Origin of the sequence: Marinobacter sp. LV10R510-11A, from assembly GCF_900215155.1 — a bacterium.
In the GTDB taxonomy this organism is placed as follows: domain Bacteria; phylum Pseudomonadota; class Gammaproteobacteria; order Pseudomonadales; family Oleiphilaceae; genus Marinobacter.
Window position 1 is genome coordinate 2,856,259 of record NZ_LT907980.1, and the last position, 15,491, is coordinate 2,871,749.

At 55.3% G+C, this 15,491-nt stretch carries 20 protein-coding genes and 2 pseudogenes; 9 read left to right on the forward strand and 13 right to left on the reverse strand.

Features of this window, described 5'->3' with window-relative positions; translation table 11 throughout:
* The first annotated feature begins 45 nt into the window (after positions 1-45).
* Positions 46-828, forward strand: coding sequence for a LysR family transcriptional regulator (locus CPH80_RS13670; protein WP_096278615.1), 783 nt, complete (start codon positions 46-48; stop codon positions 826-828).
* A 6-nt stretch (positions 829-834) separates the two neighbouring features.
* Here the strand turns inward: CPH80_RS13670 and rarD are convergent, their stop codons facing one another.
* On the reverse strand, positions 835-1,725 hold the full coding sequence (gene rarD / locus CPH80_RS13675; RefSeq protein ID WP_096278617.1) for an EamA family transporter RarD: 891 nt from the start codon (positions 1,723-1,725) through the stop codon (positions 835-837).
* A 136-nt stretch (positions 1,726-1,861) separates the two neighbouring features.
* On the opposite strand from rarD, the gene CPH80_RS13680 reads away from it, so the two are divergent.
* Positions 1,862-2,242 carry a rhodanese-like domain-containing protein gene (locus tag CPH80_RS13680; RefSeq protein WP_096278619.1) on the forward strand — a complete coding sequence of 127 codons (381 nt, stop codon included), beginning with the start codon at positions 1,862-1,864 and terminating at the stop codon, positions 2,240-2,242.
* Between the two features lie 42 nt (positions 2,243-2,284).
* Here the strand turns inward: CPH80_RS13680 and CPH80_RS13685 are convergent, their stop codons facing one another.
* Entirely contained in the window at positions 2,285-2,710 is a 426-nt protein-coding gene (locus CPH80_RS13685; RefSeq protein ID WP_096278621.1) for a hotdog fold thioesterase, read from the reverse strand.
* A 44-nt stretch (positions 2,711-2,754) separates the two neighbouring features.
* A complete protein-coding gene (locus CPH80_RS13690) occupies positions 2,755-3,204 on the reverse strand; it encodes a substrate-binding periplasmic protein (RefSeq protein WP_096278623.1) in 450 nt (149 codons plus the stop codon).
* A 235-nt stretch (positions 3,205-3,439) separates the two neighbouring features.
* Between CPH80_RS13690 and CPH80_RS13695 the strand changes: the two genes are divergently transcribed.
* The 3 genes from CPH80_RS13695 (at position 3,440) to CPH80_RS13705 (ending at position 6,035) form a co-directional block, all read left to right on the forward strand.
* Positions 3,440-4,123 (forward strand): type 1 glutamine amidotransferase domain-containing protein, encoded by a 684-nt coding sequence (locus CPH80_RS13695; RefSeq protein WP_096278625.1) that lies wholly within the window; start codon positions 3,440-3,442, stop codon positions 4,121-4,123.
* Between the two features lie 140 nt (positions 4,124-4,263).
* Positions 4,264-4,992 carry a MotA/TolQ/ExbB proton channel family protein gene (locus tag CPH80_RS13700; RefSeq protein ID WP_096278627.1) on the forward strand — a complete coding sequence of 243 codons (729 nt, stop codon included), beginning with the start codon at positions 4,264-4,266 and terminating at the stop codon, positions 4,990-4,992.
* Positions 4,989-6,035, forward strand: a complete 1,047-nt coding sequence (locus tag CPH80_RS13705) for a peptidoglycan -binding protein (protein ID WP_096278629.1) — start codon at positions 4,989-4,991, stop codon at positions 6,033-6,035. Before CPH80_RS13700 ends, CPH80_RS13705 begins: the two co-directional genes overlap by 4 nt.
* Positions 6,036-6,069: 34 nt before the next feature.
* Here CPH80_RS13705 and CPH80_RS13710 read toward each other — a convergent pair whose 3' ends face one another.
* From CPH80_RS13710 to CPH80_RS23355, 3 genes and pseudogenes are all read right to left on the reverse strand, one after another.
* The gene (locus tag CPH80_RS13710) at positions 6,070-7,182 is read right to left on the reverse strand and encodes an S-(hydroxymethyl)glutathione dehydrogenase/class III alcohol dehydrogenase (RefSeq protein ID WP_096278631.1); all 1,113 of its coding nucleotides are present in this window, start codon (positions 7,180-7,182) and stop codon (positions 6,070-6,072) included.
* 131 nt (positions 7,183-7,313) lie between these two features.
* A pseudogene (locus tag CPH80_RS13715) lies at positions 7,314-7,735 on the reverse strand (transposase); the annotation flags it as partial.
* A gap of 161 nt (positions 7,736-7,896) precedes the next feature.
* Positions 7,897-8,097, reverse strand: a pseudogene (locus CPH80_RS23355) (DEAD/DEAH box helicase family protein); the annotation flags it as partial.
* Between the two features lie 37 nt (positions 8,098-8,134).
* Between CPH80_RS23355 and CPH80_RS21680 the strand changes: the two are divergent.
* Both CPH80_RS21680 and CPH80_RS13720 read left to right on the forward strand, forming a co-directional pair.
* Positions 8,135-8,221 carry a hypothetical protein gene (locus tag CPH80_RS21680; RefSeq protein WP_134038300.1) on the forward strand — a complete coding sequence of 29 codons (87 nt, stop codon included), beginning with the start codon at positions 8,135-8,137 and terminating at the stop codon, positions 8,219-8,221.
* Positions 8,222-8,249: 28 nt separating this feature from the next.
* Positions 8,250-8,483, forward strand: a complete 234-nt coding sequence (locus CPH80_RS13720) for a hypothetical protein (RefSeq protein ID WP_101469615.1) — start codon at positions 8,250-8,252, stop codon at positions 8,481-8,483.
* Positions 8,484-8,568: 85 nt separating this feature from the next.
* Here CPH80_RS13720 and CPH80_RS23360 read toward each other — a convergent pair whose 3' ends face one another.
* From CPH80_RS23360 to CPH80_RS13745, 5 genes are all read right to left on the reverse strand, one after another.
* Positions 8,569-8,790, reverse strand: a complete 222-nt coding sequence (locus CPH80_RS23360) for a JDVT-CTERM domain-containing protein (RefSeq protein WP_096278635.1) — start codon at positions 8,788-8,790, stop codon at positions 8,569-8,571.
* Positions 8,791-9,094: 304 nt separating this feature from the next.
* Complete coding sequence (locus tag CPH80_RS13730; RefSeq protein ID WP_197703552.1) at positions 9,095-10,111, reverse strand: glycine betaine ABC transporter substrate-binding protein; 1,017 nt, start codon at positions 10,109-10,111, stop codon at positions 9,095-9,097.
* Positions 10,112-10,114: 3 nt separating this feature from the next.
* Positions 10,115-10,882: an ABC transporter permease gene (locus tag CPH80_RS13735; RefSeq protein WP_096278637.1), complete on the reverse strand. Its 768-nt coding sequence runs from the start codon at positions 10,880-10,882 to the stop codon at positions 10,115-10,117.
* Positions 10,875-12,104 carry an ATP-binding cassette domain-containing protein gene (locus CPH80_RS13740; protein WP_096278639.1) on the reverse strand — a complete coding sequence of 410 codons (1,230 nt, stop codon included), beginning with the start codon at positions 12,102-12,104 and terminating at the stop codon, positions 10,875-10,877. The genes CPH80_RS13735 and CPH80_RS13740 overlap by 8 nt, the downstream gene beginning before the upstream one ends.
* Positions 12,091-12,795 carry an ABC transporter permease gene (locus tag CPH80_RS13745; RefSeq protein ID WP_227520161.1) on the reverse strand — a complete coding sequence of 235 codons (705 nt, stop codon included), beginning with the start codon at positions 12,793-12,795 and terminating at the stop codon, positions 12,091-12,093. Before CPH80_RS13745 ends, CPH80_RS13740 begins: the two co-directional genes overlap by 14 nt.
* 95 nt (positions 12,796-12,890) lie before the next feature.
* Between CPH80_RS13745 and CPH80_RS13750 the strand changes: the two genes are divergently transcribed.
* The gene (locus tag CPH80_RS13750; RefSeq protein ID WP_096278643.1) at positions 12,891-13,172 is read left to right on the forward strand and encodes a hypothetical protein; all 282 of its coding nucleotides are present in this window, start codon (positions 12,891-12,893) and stop codon (positions 13,170-13,172) included.
* Positions 13,173-13,185: 13 nt separating this feature from the next.
* Entirely contained in the window at positions 13,186-13,401 is a 216-nt protein-coding gene (locus CPH80_RS13755) for a PLP-dependent transferase (protein ID WP_413772237.1), read from the forward strand.
* Positions 13,402-13,485: 84 nt separating this feature from the next.
* Here the strand turns inward: CPH80_RS13755 and CPH80_RS13760 are convergent, their stop codons facing one another.
* Together CPH80_RS13760 and CPH80_RS13765 are read right to left on the reverse strand one after the other, a co-directional pair.
* Entirely contained in the window at positions 13,486-14,037 is a 552-nt protein-coding gene (locus tag CPH80_RS13760; protein ID WP_096278645.1) for a heme ABC transporter permease, read from the reverse strand.
* Positions 14,034-15,482 (reverse strand): ethylbenzene dehydrogenase-related protein, encoded by a 1,449-nt coding sequence (locus tag CPH80_RS13765; protein ID WP_096278647.1) that lies wholly within the window; start codon positions 15,480-15,482, stop codon positions 14,034-14,036. The genes CPH80_RS13760 and CPH80_RS13765 overlap by 4 nt, the downstream gene beginning before the upstream one ends.
* Positions 15,483-15,491 lie beyond the last annotated feature (9 nt).

Genomic DNA, 15,491 nt, shown 5'->3' on the forward strand with positions numbered 1-15,491 from the left:
TGAGTCAGTGGCCGACGGAAAACCCGGCGCTCAAGGAGCGATCTGATGAAAACGTCACAAATTAAAGTGTTTCTCGCAGTAGTACGCAATGGCACCATTGCGGCGGCGGCGCGGGAGCTCAACCGAAGTCGCACGACCATCGTCACAGACTGCCGGCGATTTGATCAGGTAGCAGGGCAGATTTTTGCCCGTTGCCAGCATCATTTCAGCGGGGCCGAATCGGTTTTGCGGATAGCCCGGGACGACTCGGTTCCGGAACCCATGTGGCGCGATATTCTACGACGGCTCAAAATTCGCTTCCCACAAACCAGCCTGTCTGTGTGGCTGGCAACACCCCGAGAGCTGCCACGGCTGGTTAAGAGCCAATCCGTCGACGTCGCCTATGGCCTGATGCCCGAGTTACTGAGCGAGGGCTACCACTGGTTTCGCGAGCTTGCGGATGTGCGCATGCTAACAGTCGCCGCGCCAGACCACCCACTGAGCCAACTGAACCGGGTTACTCAGGACGATCTCATCAGCTACACAGAGGTCACGCTGGCGTCTATGCAAAACGACCGGCTGGAAGCCGAATCTCCCGAAACGGCCAATTATCTGGCGTTTACCCAATATGAGCTAATTCGGGATGCGGTAATTGATGGTGCCGGCTGGGCGGATCTTCCTCTGCCTCTGATAGCCGACGCACTAACCCAACGCACACTCAAGGTTATTCACCACCGCAGCGCCAAATGGTGGAAGGTGTTCAGTGCTTTAGAATCTGAACAGGCACAAGGTGGCGCCGTGGTGGGGTGGCTGGCTACCGAGCTGGAGCAGTATCTGGAATCTGTGTAGTGAACGCTAGGATGACACCGGCTTGGCGCGTTCGACCCAGGCCGACCAGGAATAGAGCCCCAAAGCCACCCAAATCATCACAAAGCTTGTCAGCTTTTCGGTACTCAAGGGTTCGCTAAACACCATCAGAGCAATAAAAAACTGAATGGTGGGGTTGATGTACATAAGAAAACCGACAGTGGACAAGCGCAATCTGCGCGCAGCACCGGCAAAAGCCAACAGAGGAATGGCCGTTACAATCCCGCTAGAAAGCAGCAATAGCGTGGTTGCGGTATCAGTCCCAAAGTGAGAAGCCCCGGCGTAGCTCAGAGCCGTCAGGGCCAGAATACCCACCGGCAACAAGAGCAGCGTTTCCACAAACAGGCCGGAAAGCCCATCCAGCGCCACTTGCTTACGAAGTAACCCATAGGTTCCGAAGCTGAATGCCAGTACCAGCGTGATCCAGGGCACCACCCCCAAAAGGAAGAGCTGATAGAGAATGGCGATAGCCGCCAATACCACAGCCACAATCTGCAACCGGGTGATGCTTTCTTTAAGCACCAGCATACCCAGCCCAACATTCACCAGAGGTGTCAGAAAGTAGCCCAGGCTGGCCTGCAGCACCTGACGGCTTTCCACGGCGTATATATACACGCCCCAGTTCACCGCAATAAGCACCGCGCAGCCGAGAACAAAACCGAGTTTTTTAGGACGAGCCAACGCGGCCCTCACCGGCGGCCAGCGCTTCAAAAAGGTAACAATAACCGCCAGAAAAACGCAGGACCAGAGCACTCGGTGAATCACCACTTCCAAGGCAGGCACGCCCTCGAACAAAGCGAAGTAAAGCGGGAAACAGCCCCACATAATGTAAGCTGACAGGCCGTATGCAACGCCTTTACTGGTTTCCTGCTCGGCCATATAAATAGCTTCCTTATTACACGATAGTGCTGAATTTAACACACTCTGTGGGTGACGACCTTGGGCAATATGTCTTAATCTGGAGAGGCACTCACGAGACGCCCACGGAACACTTACACACAACGGAGAGCAGGTTATGAAAACAGCACAGGATTTTGTTGCCGAAGCCAAGCAGCACATTCAGGAAATTTCTTTGGCGGAAGCCGACAGCGCCATTCAGGCCGCAGACTTACTGCTAGATGTTCGTGATGGCGACGAATACCGGCAGAGCCACATCCCCCAGGCCACAAATGTTTCCCGGGGCCTGCTTGAGTTCAAATTCAGCAACGACCCGGCGCTGGCAAACCGGGATATGAGAATCGTGGTTTATTGCAAAACTTCAGGCCGCGCAGCGCTGAGCACAAGGGCCCTGCAAGAAATGGGTTACCTGCACGTGCAATCCATTGAAGGTGGGTTCGATGCCTGGCAGGAAGCAGGCAAACCCACAGCCAAACCCGAGCTGCCATCCTTCGATTAAACGCAGCTAGGGCAGGCATACTTTTCGCGGCCCGGAGAACCGTTAAGCCCGCCGCGTAACCGCCATGGTCAAACGGGAAATGCAGGTGGTCTTGCCCTCTTCATTTTCCATGCGGATCTCCCATACCTGGGTCGCGCTACCAATATGAATAGGCCTGGCGGTTCCGTATACCCAGCCTTTGGTGACAGGGCGGATATGGTTAGCATTGATTTCCAGCCCTACTGCAACGGTATTGGGATCTTTAAGGCAGCAATTGGCGGCCATGCTGCCTAACGTCTCGGCCAACACCACTGATGAGCCGCCATGGAGTACGCCAAAAGGCTGAACCGTGCGCTTATCAACCGGTATGCGGCCTGTCACGTAATCATCACCAATTTCGGTGTACTCAATGCCCATGTGGCTGACTGCCGTGTTAGCACTGGCTTTCGCCATGTACTCAAGATCCGGTTTAACCGTCCAGATTGCCATACTGATAAAACTCTCTAACGGGTGGGGAAATTATCTCTACGGCACTAAGGCGGCAGAGACATGTAGCGGGCCGTATATTCACGAACAAGCTCATCCAAACGGCCTGAATTGATCAGTGTATACAAGCGGTCTGCAATGCGCTCACGGAATTCGTAGGTGTTGCATGGGGAGTTCTTGGAAAAAGTGAAAAAAAGCCCTTCGTTGCTGATGGGCACAGCCAGGGCAACAAACTTATCCGCCAGCCCCAGGTGCTGAAGCTTTACCTGCCCCTGTAGCTGCTCATACAGAACGTAATCAACACGTCCGGCGAGGGCCATTTCAAAAGATTGCTCTATGGTTCTGACGCTAACAATCTGAAGATTATTTTCAGCATAAAGGTCAAAACCCTGCCCGAAACTGTTATTGATCAGCGTACTTCCGTGCTTGCCCTTCAAGTCCGGCCAGTGACGATATTCAAACACCTGGTCTTTAGGCGCTTGCAAGTGAGCGGTCATCCTGTTTGCGGGCGTGGAGTTATATCTCTATATATTAAGGCACACGCTGAAGCGGTGCCCGGTTTACCACTGAGGATAACTGAGCGTACTGATCCGTGTACTTTAACACCAGATTTTCGTATAAGCGAAAAAGACACTTTACACGATGGTTGATTTAATAGCCTAACAGCACAAGTAACAGTAACAGGTCTTGAAAACAGTTCACTTCTACTTCTCAACGAAAAGGATAGACACTATGAAGATCCTCATGGTTCTCACTTCCCACGATCAGATGGGCGACACTGGCCAAAAAACGGGCTTCTGGTTGGAAGAATTCACCGCGCCCTATTACGTATTCCGCGATGCCGGCGCAGACATCACCATCGCATCGCCAAAGGGCGGCAAGCCACCGATCGACCCGAACAGTGAGGCCGACGAAGCCCTAACCGAAACCACCCACCGCTTTCAGGCGGACGCCCACGCAAAAGAAGCCCTCGCCAGCACGAAAAAGCTGAATGATGTGGACATGAGCGGGTTTGATGCAATCTTCTACGCGGGCGGTCATGGCCCACTATGGGATTTGGTGAACGACAAAAAATCGGTCGACCTGATCAAAGCTGCATATGAGCAAGACAAAGTCATTGGTGCTGTATGCCACGCGCCGGCTGTGTTCAAAAACGTGGAGATCAAGCCGGGACAGAACCTAGTTGGCGGCCGCGAAGTCACGGGCTTCAGCAACAGTGAAGAAGAAGCGGCTGGCCTCACAACGGTCGTGCCTTTCCTACTCGAAGACATGCTGAAGGAAAACGCCGCCACCTACTCCAAGGGTGATGACTGGGCTCCGCATATTGTTGTGGACGGCAAGCTGATAACCGGCCAGAACCCGGCTTCATCTGAGGGTGCTGCCAAGGCAGTGGTTCAGACACTTCAGCAAGACTGATATTCGCCATACCCAACCCCGGTCTGGCAATTTGCCTAGCCGGGGGATCCTAATTCCTATGATATCCCGCCGATTAAGCATCAAGATCCGCCAGTGTGTGCTAACGTTTTGAAGAACATCTCAAAAGGCTGGCTTTCTTCATGAGTAACCCAAAACATACCCTTTTCTGGATGACCTTTTTTCTCGCGGTTGTCACAATCGTTGGCATTTTGATCCACAAGCCATTGATATCGGCCTTTATGGCCAACTGGGTTTTCAATCTAATGATTGTTGGCGTGCTGATCGTCGGTATCGGCCTTGCCTATCGCCAGGTCTTCGTGCTGTTTCCCGAGATGCGTTGGATTGCACAGTTTCGCACCGGCCACTCTGGTCTTTCCGTGGTACAGGAACCCCGCCTGTTAAAACCCCTGGCCCGGCAGCTGGGCGAAGAGTCCAAGCGTGATCGGTTTAAGCTATCTAATTTGTCACTGCGTACCGTCCTGGATGGCATCCATTCACGAATGGATGAACAGCGCGAAATCACTCGTTACTTCATCAGTTTGCTGGTTTTTCTTGGTCTACTGGGCACCTTCTGGGGCTTGCTGGGCACCATCAATGCGGTTGGCGCCGTGATCACCAACCTAGATATGGGCCAGGGTGATTTCGGCAAGGTGTTTGCGGATCTTCAAGCCGGGCTGCTAACGCCCTTGCAGGGCATGGGCACCGCATTCAGTTCGTCACTGTTTGGTCTTGGCGGCTCTCTCATACTGGGCTTTTTGGATATCCAAGCCGGCCATGCTCAGAACCGGTTTTATGACGGGCTGGAAGAGTGGCTTACGGGCGTAACCACCTTGGTGGATCCGTTTAACAGCGATACCCCCCAACCATGAGCGGATCCAGACGCCGAAACCGCAGCAGCATCAATGTCTGGCCTGGCTACGTAGACGCACTATCAGCCCTGCTGATGCTGGTGATTTTCATGTTGCTGGTTTATGTGGTGAGCCAGCTTTACCTTTCTCAAACGCTGTCGGATCGCAATTCGGAGTTGGCCAGCCTGAACCAACGACTAAACGAAATATCTGAGCTGTTGGGGCTGGAGCAGAGCAAAACCGGAGCGCTCGAGCAGCAAATGCTCACTGTTCAGAGCAACTTCAGCGATAGCCTGGCTCAGAGCGAAGACCTGCAGCAACGCTTGGACGCCTCCCGTAATCAGTTAATGCAACAAACCGCCGATGCCGAAGCCAGGGCTGAAAGGCTGGCGAACATGAACCAGAAGCTGGATGACAAGGACGATATGTCCGCCAGCCAGCAAACCATGATCTTGCGGCTGTCAAACCGGATTGCATCGCTTCAGGAACAGCTGCGGCAGATAGCCACAGCCCTAAACCTGCAAAAAGAAATGACGGCGGAGAAGGAAGGTGAACTGGATAATGTCAGTAAGCGGTTGAATACCCTACTGGCTAAACGGGTCAACCAGTTGGAGCAGTATCAATCCGAATTTTTCTCGCGGCTAAGGAACATTCTGGCGGCCAATGAAAACATCCGAATTGTCGGTGATCGCTTTTTACTGCCTTCGGAACTGTTGTTCGCGTCTGGCTCGGCCCAGCTCGGCACTGAAGGTCAGCGCGAGCTGGATAAGCTGGCCGGGGTGCTGCTTGATGTGGTGGAAACGATTCCCGCAGATCTTGATTGGATTCTGCGCATTGACGGACATACCGACCTTATTCCCATCAACACCCAGCAGTTTCCCTCTAACTGGGAGCTTTCAACCGCCCGCGCGGTGGCGGTCGTGCGCTACCTCTCGGGCCAAAATGTGCCACAAAACCGCATGGCTGCCGCCGGCTTTGGCGAGTTCTTCCCGGTTGCTGATGGCATGACGCCAGAGGCCTTGCAGAAAAACCGACGCATCGAAATCAAACTTACGGACCGTTAATTCGAAAACGGTCCGTAAGTATTGAACGCAGGCCTCAGAAGTGAATAACAGTCCTGATGCTCTTGCCTTCATGCATCAACTCAAACGCTTTGTTGATGTCTTCCAGCGGCATTTCGTGGGTGATGAACACATCCAGCGGAATCTCGCCCTTCTCCGCTTTTTCCACATAACCCGGCAGCTCAGTGCGGCCTTTTACGCCACCAAACGCCGAGCCTTTCCAGACTCGACCGGTAACCAGCTGAAACGGGCGGGTGCTGATTTCTTCGCCGGCACCGGCCACGCCGATGATGATCGATTCACCCCAGCCCTTGTGACAGCATTCCAGCGCTGAGCGCATAAGCTGAACGTTGCCAACACACTCGAACGAGTAGTCCACGCCGCCGTCGGTCATTTCAACAATAACTTCCTGAATCGGCTTGTCGTGGTCTTTCGGGTTGACCACATCGGTGGCGCCAAGTTGCTTGGCAATATCAAATTTACCCGGGTTGATGTCTATCGCAATAATACGACCAGCCTTTGCCATTTTGGCGCCAATAATCGCCGCCAGGCCAATGCCACCCAAGCCGAAAATTGCAACGGTTTCGCCTTCTTCAACTTTAGCGGTGTTTAGCACCGCGCCAATGCCAGTGGTTACGCCACAACCCAGCAGGCACACTTTATCCAGAGGCGCTTCTTTGGGAATTTTGGCCAAAGACACTTCTGGCAGTACCGTGTATTCAGAGAAGGTAGAGCAGCCCATGTAGTGATACAGCGGCTCGCCTTTATACGAGAACCGGGATGTGCCATCCGGCATCACGCCCTTACCCTGGGTGGCGCGAACGGCGCCGCACAGGTTGGTCTTGCCAGAGGTGCAGAATTTGCACTTGCCACACTCAGCGGTATAAAGCGGAATCACGTGATCGCCGACTTCGAGACCGGTCACGCCTTCACCAAGGGCTTCCACAATACCGCCGCCCTCATGACCCAGGATAGTGGGAAACAGGCCTTCGGGGTCGGCACCAGACAGAGTGTAGGCATCGGTATGGCACACACCGGTGGCCACAATACGAACCAGAACTTCGCCTTCCTGGGGCGGTGCGACATCCACTTCTACAATTTCCAACGGCTGATTGGCAGCAAAGGCCACGGCGGCACGGGATTTAATCACAGGATATCTCCTTGCAGGCAGAGTTAGGGTTAAAGAGTTACGGTTATTTCGGATACCGAGAGTTTGACGGATTCTAGACGACCGGTCTAGTATGGCTGCCATGACGACGAACAACACACGCAAACTTGTCACTCAGACAGACGTCTGAGCTTATACAAATGCCAGTCGAGCCCCTTGTTTCCCTTTATCGAGTTTTTCCTTCTGGGGATAATAACGCTCATTTCGAGGGCTTCTGCCTCAGCGCGTATCGTCTGACTGTCGTATCCTTTATCGGCTATCATACATAGCGGCCATCAATGAAGACCCACTCCAGGTCCGAGTCGGTTGTCAGCCCACTAAAGAGCTTTTTCCAGATGCCTTTTTTTGACCAGTGATTGAACGCCTTGTAGATGGAATTCCACTTGCCGAAATGCTCTGGCAGATCTCTCCATGGTATGCCAGTACGCATTCTGAACAGAATACCTTCGACTGTCCTGCGCAGGCCTGCCTTGTCATAGAGGCTGAATTGAAGCAATATTTCTCTCAGCTTGGACCACAGCTCCTCTGTGAACATGTATCTGGGCATTGCGGGCTCGTATAATTGTTGTTTCGGAACTTCATTATACGAGCCTGCTCTTATCTTTCAAAGGCTTACGAGCAATTGTCAACACCCCCTAGACATGTCGAGTTGGCGATTTCGCCTGAATTTCACTAGCTGGGGCGGCATGGGAGCATTCATGCCACGTTATTCCGAAGAACGTAAAGCGGCCGTTTTGAATAAGTTGTTGCCTCCGCAGAACCGAAGTGTCGTGCCGGTCGCAGCAGCTCGATAATTGTTTGATACTGACTGCTTTCATCACCACTAACCCGATGGCACTCATCGATGATGATCATTGAGCATTCATCTCTGAACTGATCCAGATTAGCCGATAGAGACGTTCATACTAGCAAATACCGATGCCATGAGCAGGCGGTGGTTGTACTCCACGATCGCAGAACAGACGATATGAGTGACGATGATCCGTACGCGGACTATAAAACCCCGGACCACCTTATGTGACAATCATTGGGTCGCTATTCTCGTTACCATGGCGAGTTGGCCGCTAGCAGCTCAGGAAAATGAAGAAGTATTTGGCCGGGAGCTGATGACCCAAACGGAGTTTCAGGAACACCGCGAGAACGGCGTTGGACTGAAGAATGGAATGGGACAAGGTCCCGGTCAAGGCATGGGCAAAGGCCAGGGCATGGGCTCCGGGGGTAACGGCAAAAACCAGGAGTATAAGATCAAGGGGCCCGGTGGCCAGAGCGGTGGTAACCAGTAACCCGGAGTAAATTTTCCAGGTAACAAAAAAAGCGGGGCTGAAAATCAGCCCCGCTTTTTATTTGCGCCTTTTAATGGCAAATGGTTCAGGCTTTGCTGAGACGCTTGCGCGCCCAAAGACCACCCAGAGCCATCGGGACCATACCGGGCAGAACCGGATCAAATGGCGAACCCGATGCACCGGCGCTACAACCAAAGAGCGTGCCGCCACCAGAACCAGAAGAAGTGATCTCTTCATCATCGGTCCAGGCTATGTTGTGCCTGTCCATTCTTGTCCCCGAGGCCGGCAACAGACCAGCCTCGGGCATTTCCTGACGCTGAGAGGGGTCAACTCACGAAACGGAAAAAATCGTACGCTAAGGATCCTGCGCCTCTATTCGCGCATCGGGCGCGCTCTCGCGGCGGGTGGTTTTACCCATGTGATTGCCGGGTCAAACGAAATTTTCACTCTGGTGCTCAATGGCGTCATGAATATCTTTACCGCCTTGATCTACCATATTTCCCCGGTATTGATCGGCAACATTCTCGGCGGTACAGGTTTGTTCGCGATGCTGGCCTTTGGCCAGATTCAGGAAGAAATGTGATGCTCAAGGTATTAAATGTACGTCGAATTTACTTCACAGGCGCAGTGATCAGGCCTTCTGCCTTCATCCAGTCGAAGGCCACAAAGGCAGGCTCCTCGCCATCAACATCAACTCGGGAGTTGAGTGTCTGCTGCTGCGAATTTGTCAGCTTCGAGGAAATCTGGGCAAAGATTTGTTGCAGTTGCGGGTATTTTTTTAGGGTTTCGCTGCGCACCACCGGGGCCACGTTGTAAGCGGGGAAGAAAGCTCTGTCATCCTCCAGAACCACCAGATCAAGCGCCACGATACGACCGTCTGTGGAGTACACCTCACCAAAGTTACACGCACCGCGAGCGGTAGCCGCGTAGATGGTGCCGGTGTCAAGAATTTTGACATTGGACCGGTTCACGCCGTCTGCGCTACCCAGCGTCAGGTTGTATTCTTCCAGCATAGGTTTGAAACCATCCTGCCGCGAATTAAATTCTGACTCCACGCAGAACGAACGCTCGCTCAAAGGAAGGTCTTTGATTTCTGATAGTTTGGTGATGCCATTAAGTTCAGGCACCGCGCTGGCTTTTACGGCAAATGCGTAGGTGTTGTTAAGTTCTGCGGGCTCCAGCCAGGTTATGCCATTTTTCAGGTCGGCATCGCGAACCGCCTCGTACTGCGGGCGCTCACCGGGTATGCCTGCTTCGTTGCCGAGATAGGCCAGCCAGGCTGTTCCGGTATAATCCCAGACAAAATCGACATCGCCGTTGAGCATCAGCTCGCGCACAGCCACACTGCCCGGTACATTCGACATATCGGTAACCTGAAAGCCGGCCACTTTTGCTGCAAGTACAGCCATTTTGCCGAGGATTAGCGCTTCGGTGTAGTTCTTGGAAGTAATGGTAATAGCTGCGCTGGCGGGCAGGCCCTCAATGGCCTGTATTGAACCGGGTGCGGCAGCGGGCACGAAGGAGCCTGCCGGCTCCAGGCCACATCCGGCAAGCGACAGCGCTGCCGCGAGCCCGGCACCGGTTAATGTGCCACGCCACATTGCATGAGTTCGGCGGTCGGTGATCATAATCTAAAGTCCTTTTGGGCGGGCATAGTGTTCAAACACTCGACCAAACCAGTCGATGAACAGGGCAAGTAGTGCGACGAGCAGGGCACCTGACACCAGTACGCTGGGTAGGAACAGGTTCACACCGGTGGTAATCAGAAGCCCCAGGCCCCCAGCGCCAATAAATGTCGCAAGTGTTGCCGAGCCCACCACCAACACAAGGGCGGTGCGGATACCGGACAGCATCACCGGCACTGCGAGTGGCAATTCAACGCGCAGCAACACCGAAGTCGCACTCATGCCCATGCCCCGGCCCGCTTCAACCAGCTGGGCATCCACGCTCTGAATGCCGATCATCGTGTTCCTCAGCACGGGCAGTGCGGCGTAGGCAACTAGGGCGACCACAGCCGTCCAGAATGTGAATCCGAGCCAAAACGCAAGCAGCACCACCAATCCGATGATCGGCGCCGCCTGGCCAAAATTGGCGATGGCCAAAATGGTGCCGCTGGCGCGCACGAACGGTCGCCGCGTCAGCAGAATTCCCAGTGGGATAGTGATCGTCAGAACAATAATGGTCGAAACAAACGTCAGCGCCAGGTGCTCGCCTGTATAGGCCAGTAAAGCGGAAGGATTAAGAGTGGCCCGTTCCGTTGAAGACAGATTCGCCGTCGCCAGCCAGATTGCAAAAGCGGCCAGAGCCAGCAGGATTGCAACGAGTTGAATAACCAGGCTGCGCCCGGTTGTGCCGCTCGCGTCGCTGGCTGCCACCTTGTTGCGTGGAGCATCATTCATTTGGCACCTCTGCGACTTCCGGGGAGTCGGTATTGGTGCCAGCGGGTGACTCGTCATCGGCTGTTTGCACGTCAGCGCGTAGTTGGTTTATGGACTTCATGACAATATCGAACGTGATCACCCCAACCAGAGCTTTGCTGCGGTTGGTAACCAATGCGGCGCCAAGCCTGGAGGCCAGCATGGCGTCGAGTGCATCGTTCAGCGTAGACCCCTCTGCCACCAGCGGTAGATCGGGGTTTTCCGATTGCCCGATGGTGTCGATACGCGACAGTTGGCGCCGCGACAGCCAGCTTATAGGGCGGTCCCGGCCATCAATAACGACGACATAATCGTGATTGGTCTGCTGCATGCGCGCCAGCACCTCGGTACCTTTTTCACCGGGCGAAGCAGTAACGGCGTCGTCAAGCTGCACGTCTCGCACCCGGGCCAGCGTCAACTGCTTGAGCCCTGCACCCGCGCCTATGAAGTCTGCAACAAAATCATTCGCCGGCTGTGCCAGAATTCGTTCCGGGCTGTCATATTGTACGATCTGCCCGTCTTCGCCAAAGATCACAATCCAGTCACCCAATTTTACTGCTTCATCGAAGTCGTGGGTGACAAAAACGATCGTCTTCTGCACCTCTTCCTGAATCCGGATTAGCTCGTCCTGCAAGCGCTGTCGTGTGATCGGGTCGACGGCTCCGAACGGCTCATCCATTAGCAGCACCGGGGGGTCTGCTGCCAGCGCGCGGGCAACGCCAACTCGCTGCTGCTGGCCGCCGGACAGCTCTTTCGGGTAACGATCGCGGTAGAGCGCAGGGGCGAGCGACACCAGATCCAGCAGTTCATCGATCCGCTTGGAAATCGCGTCTTTCGACCAGCCCAGCATCTTAGGGACAATCGCGATGTTCGCGGCCACTGTCATATGCGGAAACAGGCCGCCGGCCTGGATCACGTAACCCATTCGACGTCTGAGTTTGTCGCCGTCCAGATCAGTGACGTCTTCGTCCCCCAGCATAATGCGACCTGACGTTGGCTCAATAAGCCGATTGATCATCTTTAGTGTCGTTGTTTTGCCACACCCGGAGGGACCAACCAGCATCACGATCTTGCCGGCGGGTATTTCCAGCGTAAGGCCGTCAACGGCGGGTTTCAATTGCCCCGGGTAGTGCTTGGTTACCTTGTCGAGCAGGATGGTACGTGAGGCCTGATCGTTGCTCTGTGTAGTGTTAGTTGCTGACACGAATACCTCGCGAGATAGTCAGGCGGCCGATGCCGACAAGAAAAAGATCCAAAATGAAAGCCAATAAGATAACGCCGACCACACCGACCACAACGGCCTCGAGTGAATTTGCCCCACCCAGCCGTGACAGCCCGGAGAAGATAAAACTCCCAAGCCCGGGGCCCAGAACGTATGCGGCCACGGCAGCAATACCCATCGTCATCTGAGCCGATATTCTGACACCGGTGAGAATGATTGGCCACGCCAGCGGAAGTTCGATGGTCAGCATCGTGCGTGTACGGCTAATGCCAATGCCACGCGCCGATTCGACAATGTCTTTGTCGACACCGTTGAGCCCGACAATCGCATTGCGCAAAATTGGCAGTACGGCAAAAAAGGTGACAACCACCATTGACGGTGTCACGCCAAACCCGAGCGGGGCAATAAGAAGGCCGATCAACGCAAAAGAGGGAATGGTTAGCCCCACCGCAGACAGCCCGTTTGCCACCGCGCTCAGTTTCTGGCTGTCATAGACGAGGAAGGCGAGAATCAATGACAGTGCGACTGCTAACGTCAGGGATTGCACCACGAGTGATAAATGTTGCCACGAGGCGAACCAGATTTGGTCCGACCGGTCGATCACGAAACTCAAGAGCGCCAACTGATTTCTCCTTGAAGGGCTGAGCACGAATATTGGCAGGATATGTGCCAATAAAAAGCATTACTCCTCGGAATGATTCTTCTCACGATCTTCTATCTTCTTCAAGATATCCGCAATCAACTTAAAAGAAAGATCGGAGGAGAGTAGTGTACACCATCCCATCTTGGTTCGTTGTCGGCCTCGGTTTTTTCATTGCGATTCACTTGACCCTTTCTCTAATCTATTTTGAGAATTGGTTTTATTTGAGAAAAGCTCGGCTGAAATATCACTTATTTTTGAAAGGATTGGTTTCAAAAGAGCCCGATGATAAAGAAGCTTCAAACAAAGCCAGCATCTGGTTAGGAGCCAGAGTAGCGGAGATCAAACGCAGGGTTCTTAAACTAGGACTCAACGGCGGGATTCCGCAGAACACGCAGACGATTGTTTAAGCGCGGCTCCTTTATGGCTGCTGACTCCCTGCTCCAACTTTTAAACGAGTTTTCCGCTGACGTTCACCCCCTCTGCCAGCCAATCGCCACCAGCCACTGCCGCCTGACACCCGAAGACCGGGCACAAAGGGGAATCAGCGATGGCTTACTGCGATTGTCAGTGGGGCTTGAGGATACGGGGGATTTGATTGCGGATCTGGAGCAGGCGCTGGATAGTTTAGCGAACTAGCTGCGGCACTCCCGGGGACGGATTTCAAATCCGTCCCCTTATCGCTACAAGCGCCTGTTCACGCTTCGAGTGCTTCGAGTTGGATCAGAGGGCTGCCCGTCGCCCCTTGAGGCCCAAAACGGCACAGACGATTCCGATGAGCACCATCACGGCGATTACCCAGGTCGGCACGAAGAAGGTGTGGTAGACGTCCCAGCCGAACAGTTTCAGCAGTTCGGAGAACTGGGTCGTTGCCCCCACCAAGTGGCCACCTATGGTGCCGGTCGTGGCAAAGATTGAGATGCCGATCAACGCCAGCAGGAGCAGTACCCAGCGTCGGGCACCGTCGAATGCTGTGCTGCCGGCTCGCCAGACGAGCACGGTCAACATGCTGAAGACCCCCAGCGACCAGAGCGCCGTGAGAATGTGGTTGCGGGCCAGGGGGCTGGAGGTGCTGGCCTCGATCGGCCAGACCAGTAAGCCGCTGGTGATGGCAACCAGAGCGGCCAGCAGGCTCAGTACCAGCACCGGCAACAGGGCGGCGCGGCTGAGTTCGGCCATCCGGCCGGGCAGCAGGGCGCCGATCAGGATCATCAGAGTGGCGAGTGCCCAGAAGCCCAGGGGAAAGTGAACAAGCATATGGTGCAAGCCGCTCATGATGGTTCTCCTTTGCGGTTGTTGGAGGTGTTGCGGAAGGCTGGGAGCAACGCGACCACCACGCCGAACATGGCGATCAGTCCGGCGATCAGGGTCAGGATCCACTGGCGGATGATGGCGTCGTTAAACTCCATCTCTACGCCGTAGATCGCCAGCTGACGTTCGCTGTGCCGGGCGCGAACCGGGGTACCCTCGGCGATGTCCGGTGCGCCGGCATGGGCGCGGCTGACCAGTAGCGGCCAGTCCACCTGACCGGGATAGAACAGGGTCATGTCGAACCACTCATCATCCCAGTCGGGGGCGCTGCCGGTGAAGGCGGTGGCCTGGAGGTCCGCCTGCCGCCCGAGCCCCAGGGTGTAGGGTAGGGAGACATAATGCCAGCGGCTGCCGGTGGCGTTGCGATGTACGGCAAAGCCGATGTCGTAGACTCCCTGGTCGGCGAGGATCTTGTCATCCAGCGGGCTGCCTGTATCCAGGTCGCGCACTAGCGTCACGTCCCAGTAGCCGTCCTCCCAGCGCGCCTGGCCTTGGACGGCGATGCTGCCCCGAGAGCCCTCGGGCTGGCGCAGCAGGCGGCGAGGGATCACGTCGCCTTCCTGCCAGTCGTGGTCAGGATCGAAGTCGGTCCGGTTGTCCTCGGAGAGGTAGTAGAATCCGTCGAAGTCGACCTCGCCGGATACCACATCCTCCCAGCGCAGGGCTCGCTGGCCCGTTTTCTCGGGGTCTAGCATCCAGCGCGGACGATCGCTTTCGCTATCCCAGTTGGTGGTGTAGGGGCCAGAGCCGGCGTCACTGTTGCGATACTCGCCGACCCACTGATCGTCGGAGACCCCGATGGGGTTGGAGCGCCCGGCTCGCCAGTGCCAGAGGTCGAGGAAGTAGCCGGCCTCGCGCTGGGCGGCGAGCACGTCGGCATCCGCGACGCTGCGCCAGTCGCCCCGGTCGGTGCGGGTGTCTGGCAGGTACTTGCGGACGTCGCTTTGCCCCAGCTGCTGTCCGAGGTGGGGGTGCGCCGAGACTTCCGCCGGGCTCGCCGAGTCGCTGAAGAAGCGCATTTGGTCACCCACCGTGATATAGCCGCCATAGCGACCGAAATCAGGCACACCGCCATCGTCCACCAGCATGGCGACCCGGTCCTCATAGGTGCCGTCAGGGTTGGGGCCTGGCATGGAACTGCCGTGGCGGATCCACTCGCCGTCCTCGTAGCGCAGCATGTCGTGGTAGACATGGGCCTGTTCGGCGGGCCAGCGATAGCGGAAGAAGATCCGCTCGTCGTTGTACGCGGCTTGAACCTGCAACGGCATGGTCAGCTCATCGGGGATTGAGATGTTGCGCTCCGGGTCGTCCTCGATCACCCCGCTGCCCTGGGTGACCCAGGCGAGCCCGAGCGCTATGGGTAGCCCTAGTGCCAGCCAAGGAATGCCAGTCTTGTCTTGACGTGCCATATGTACTCC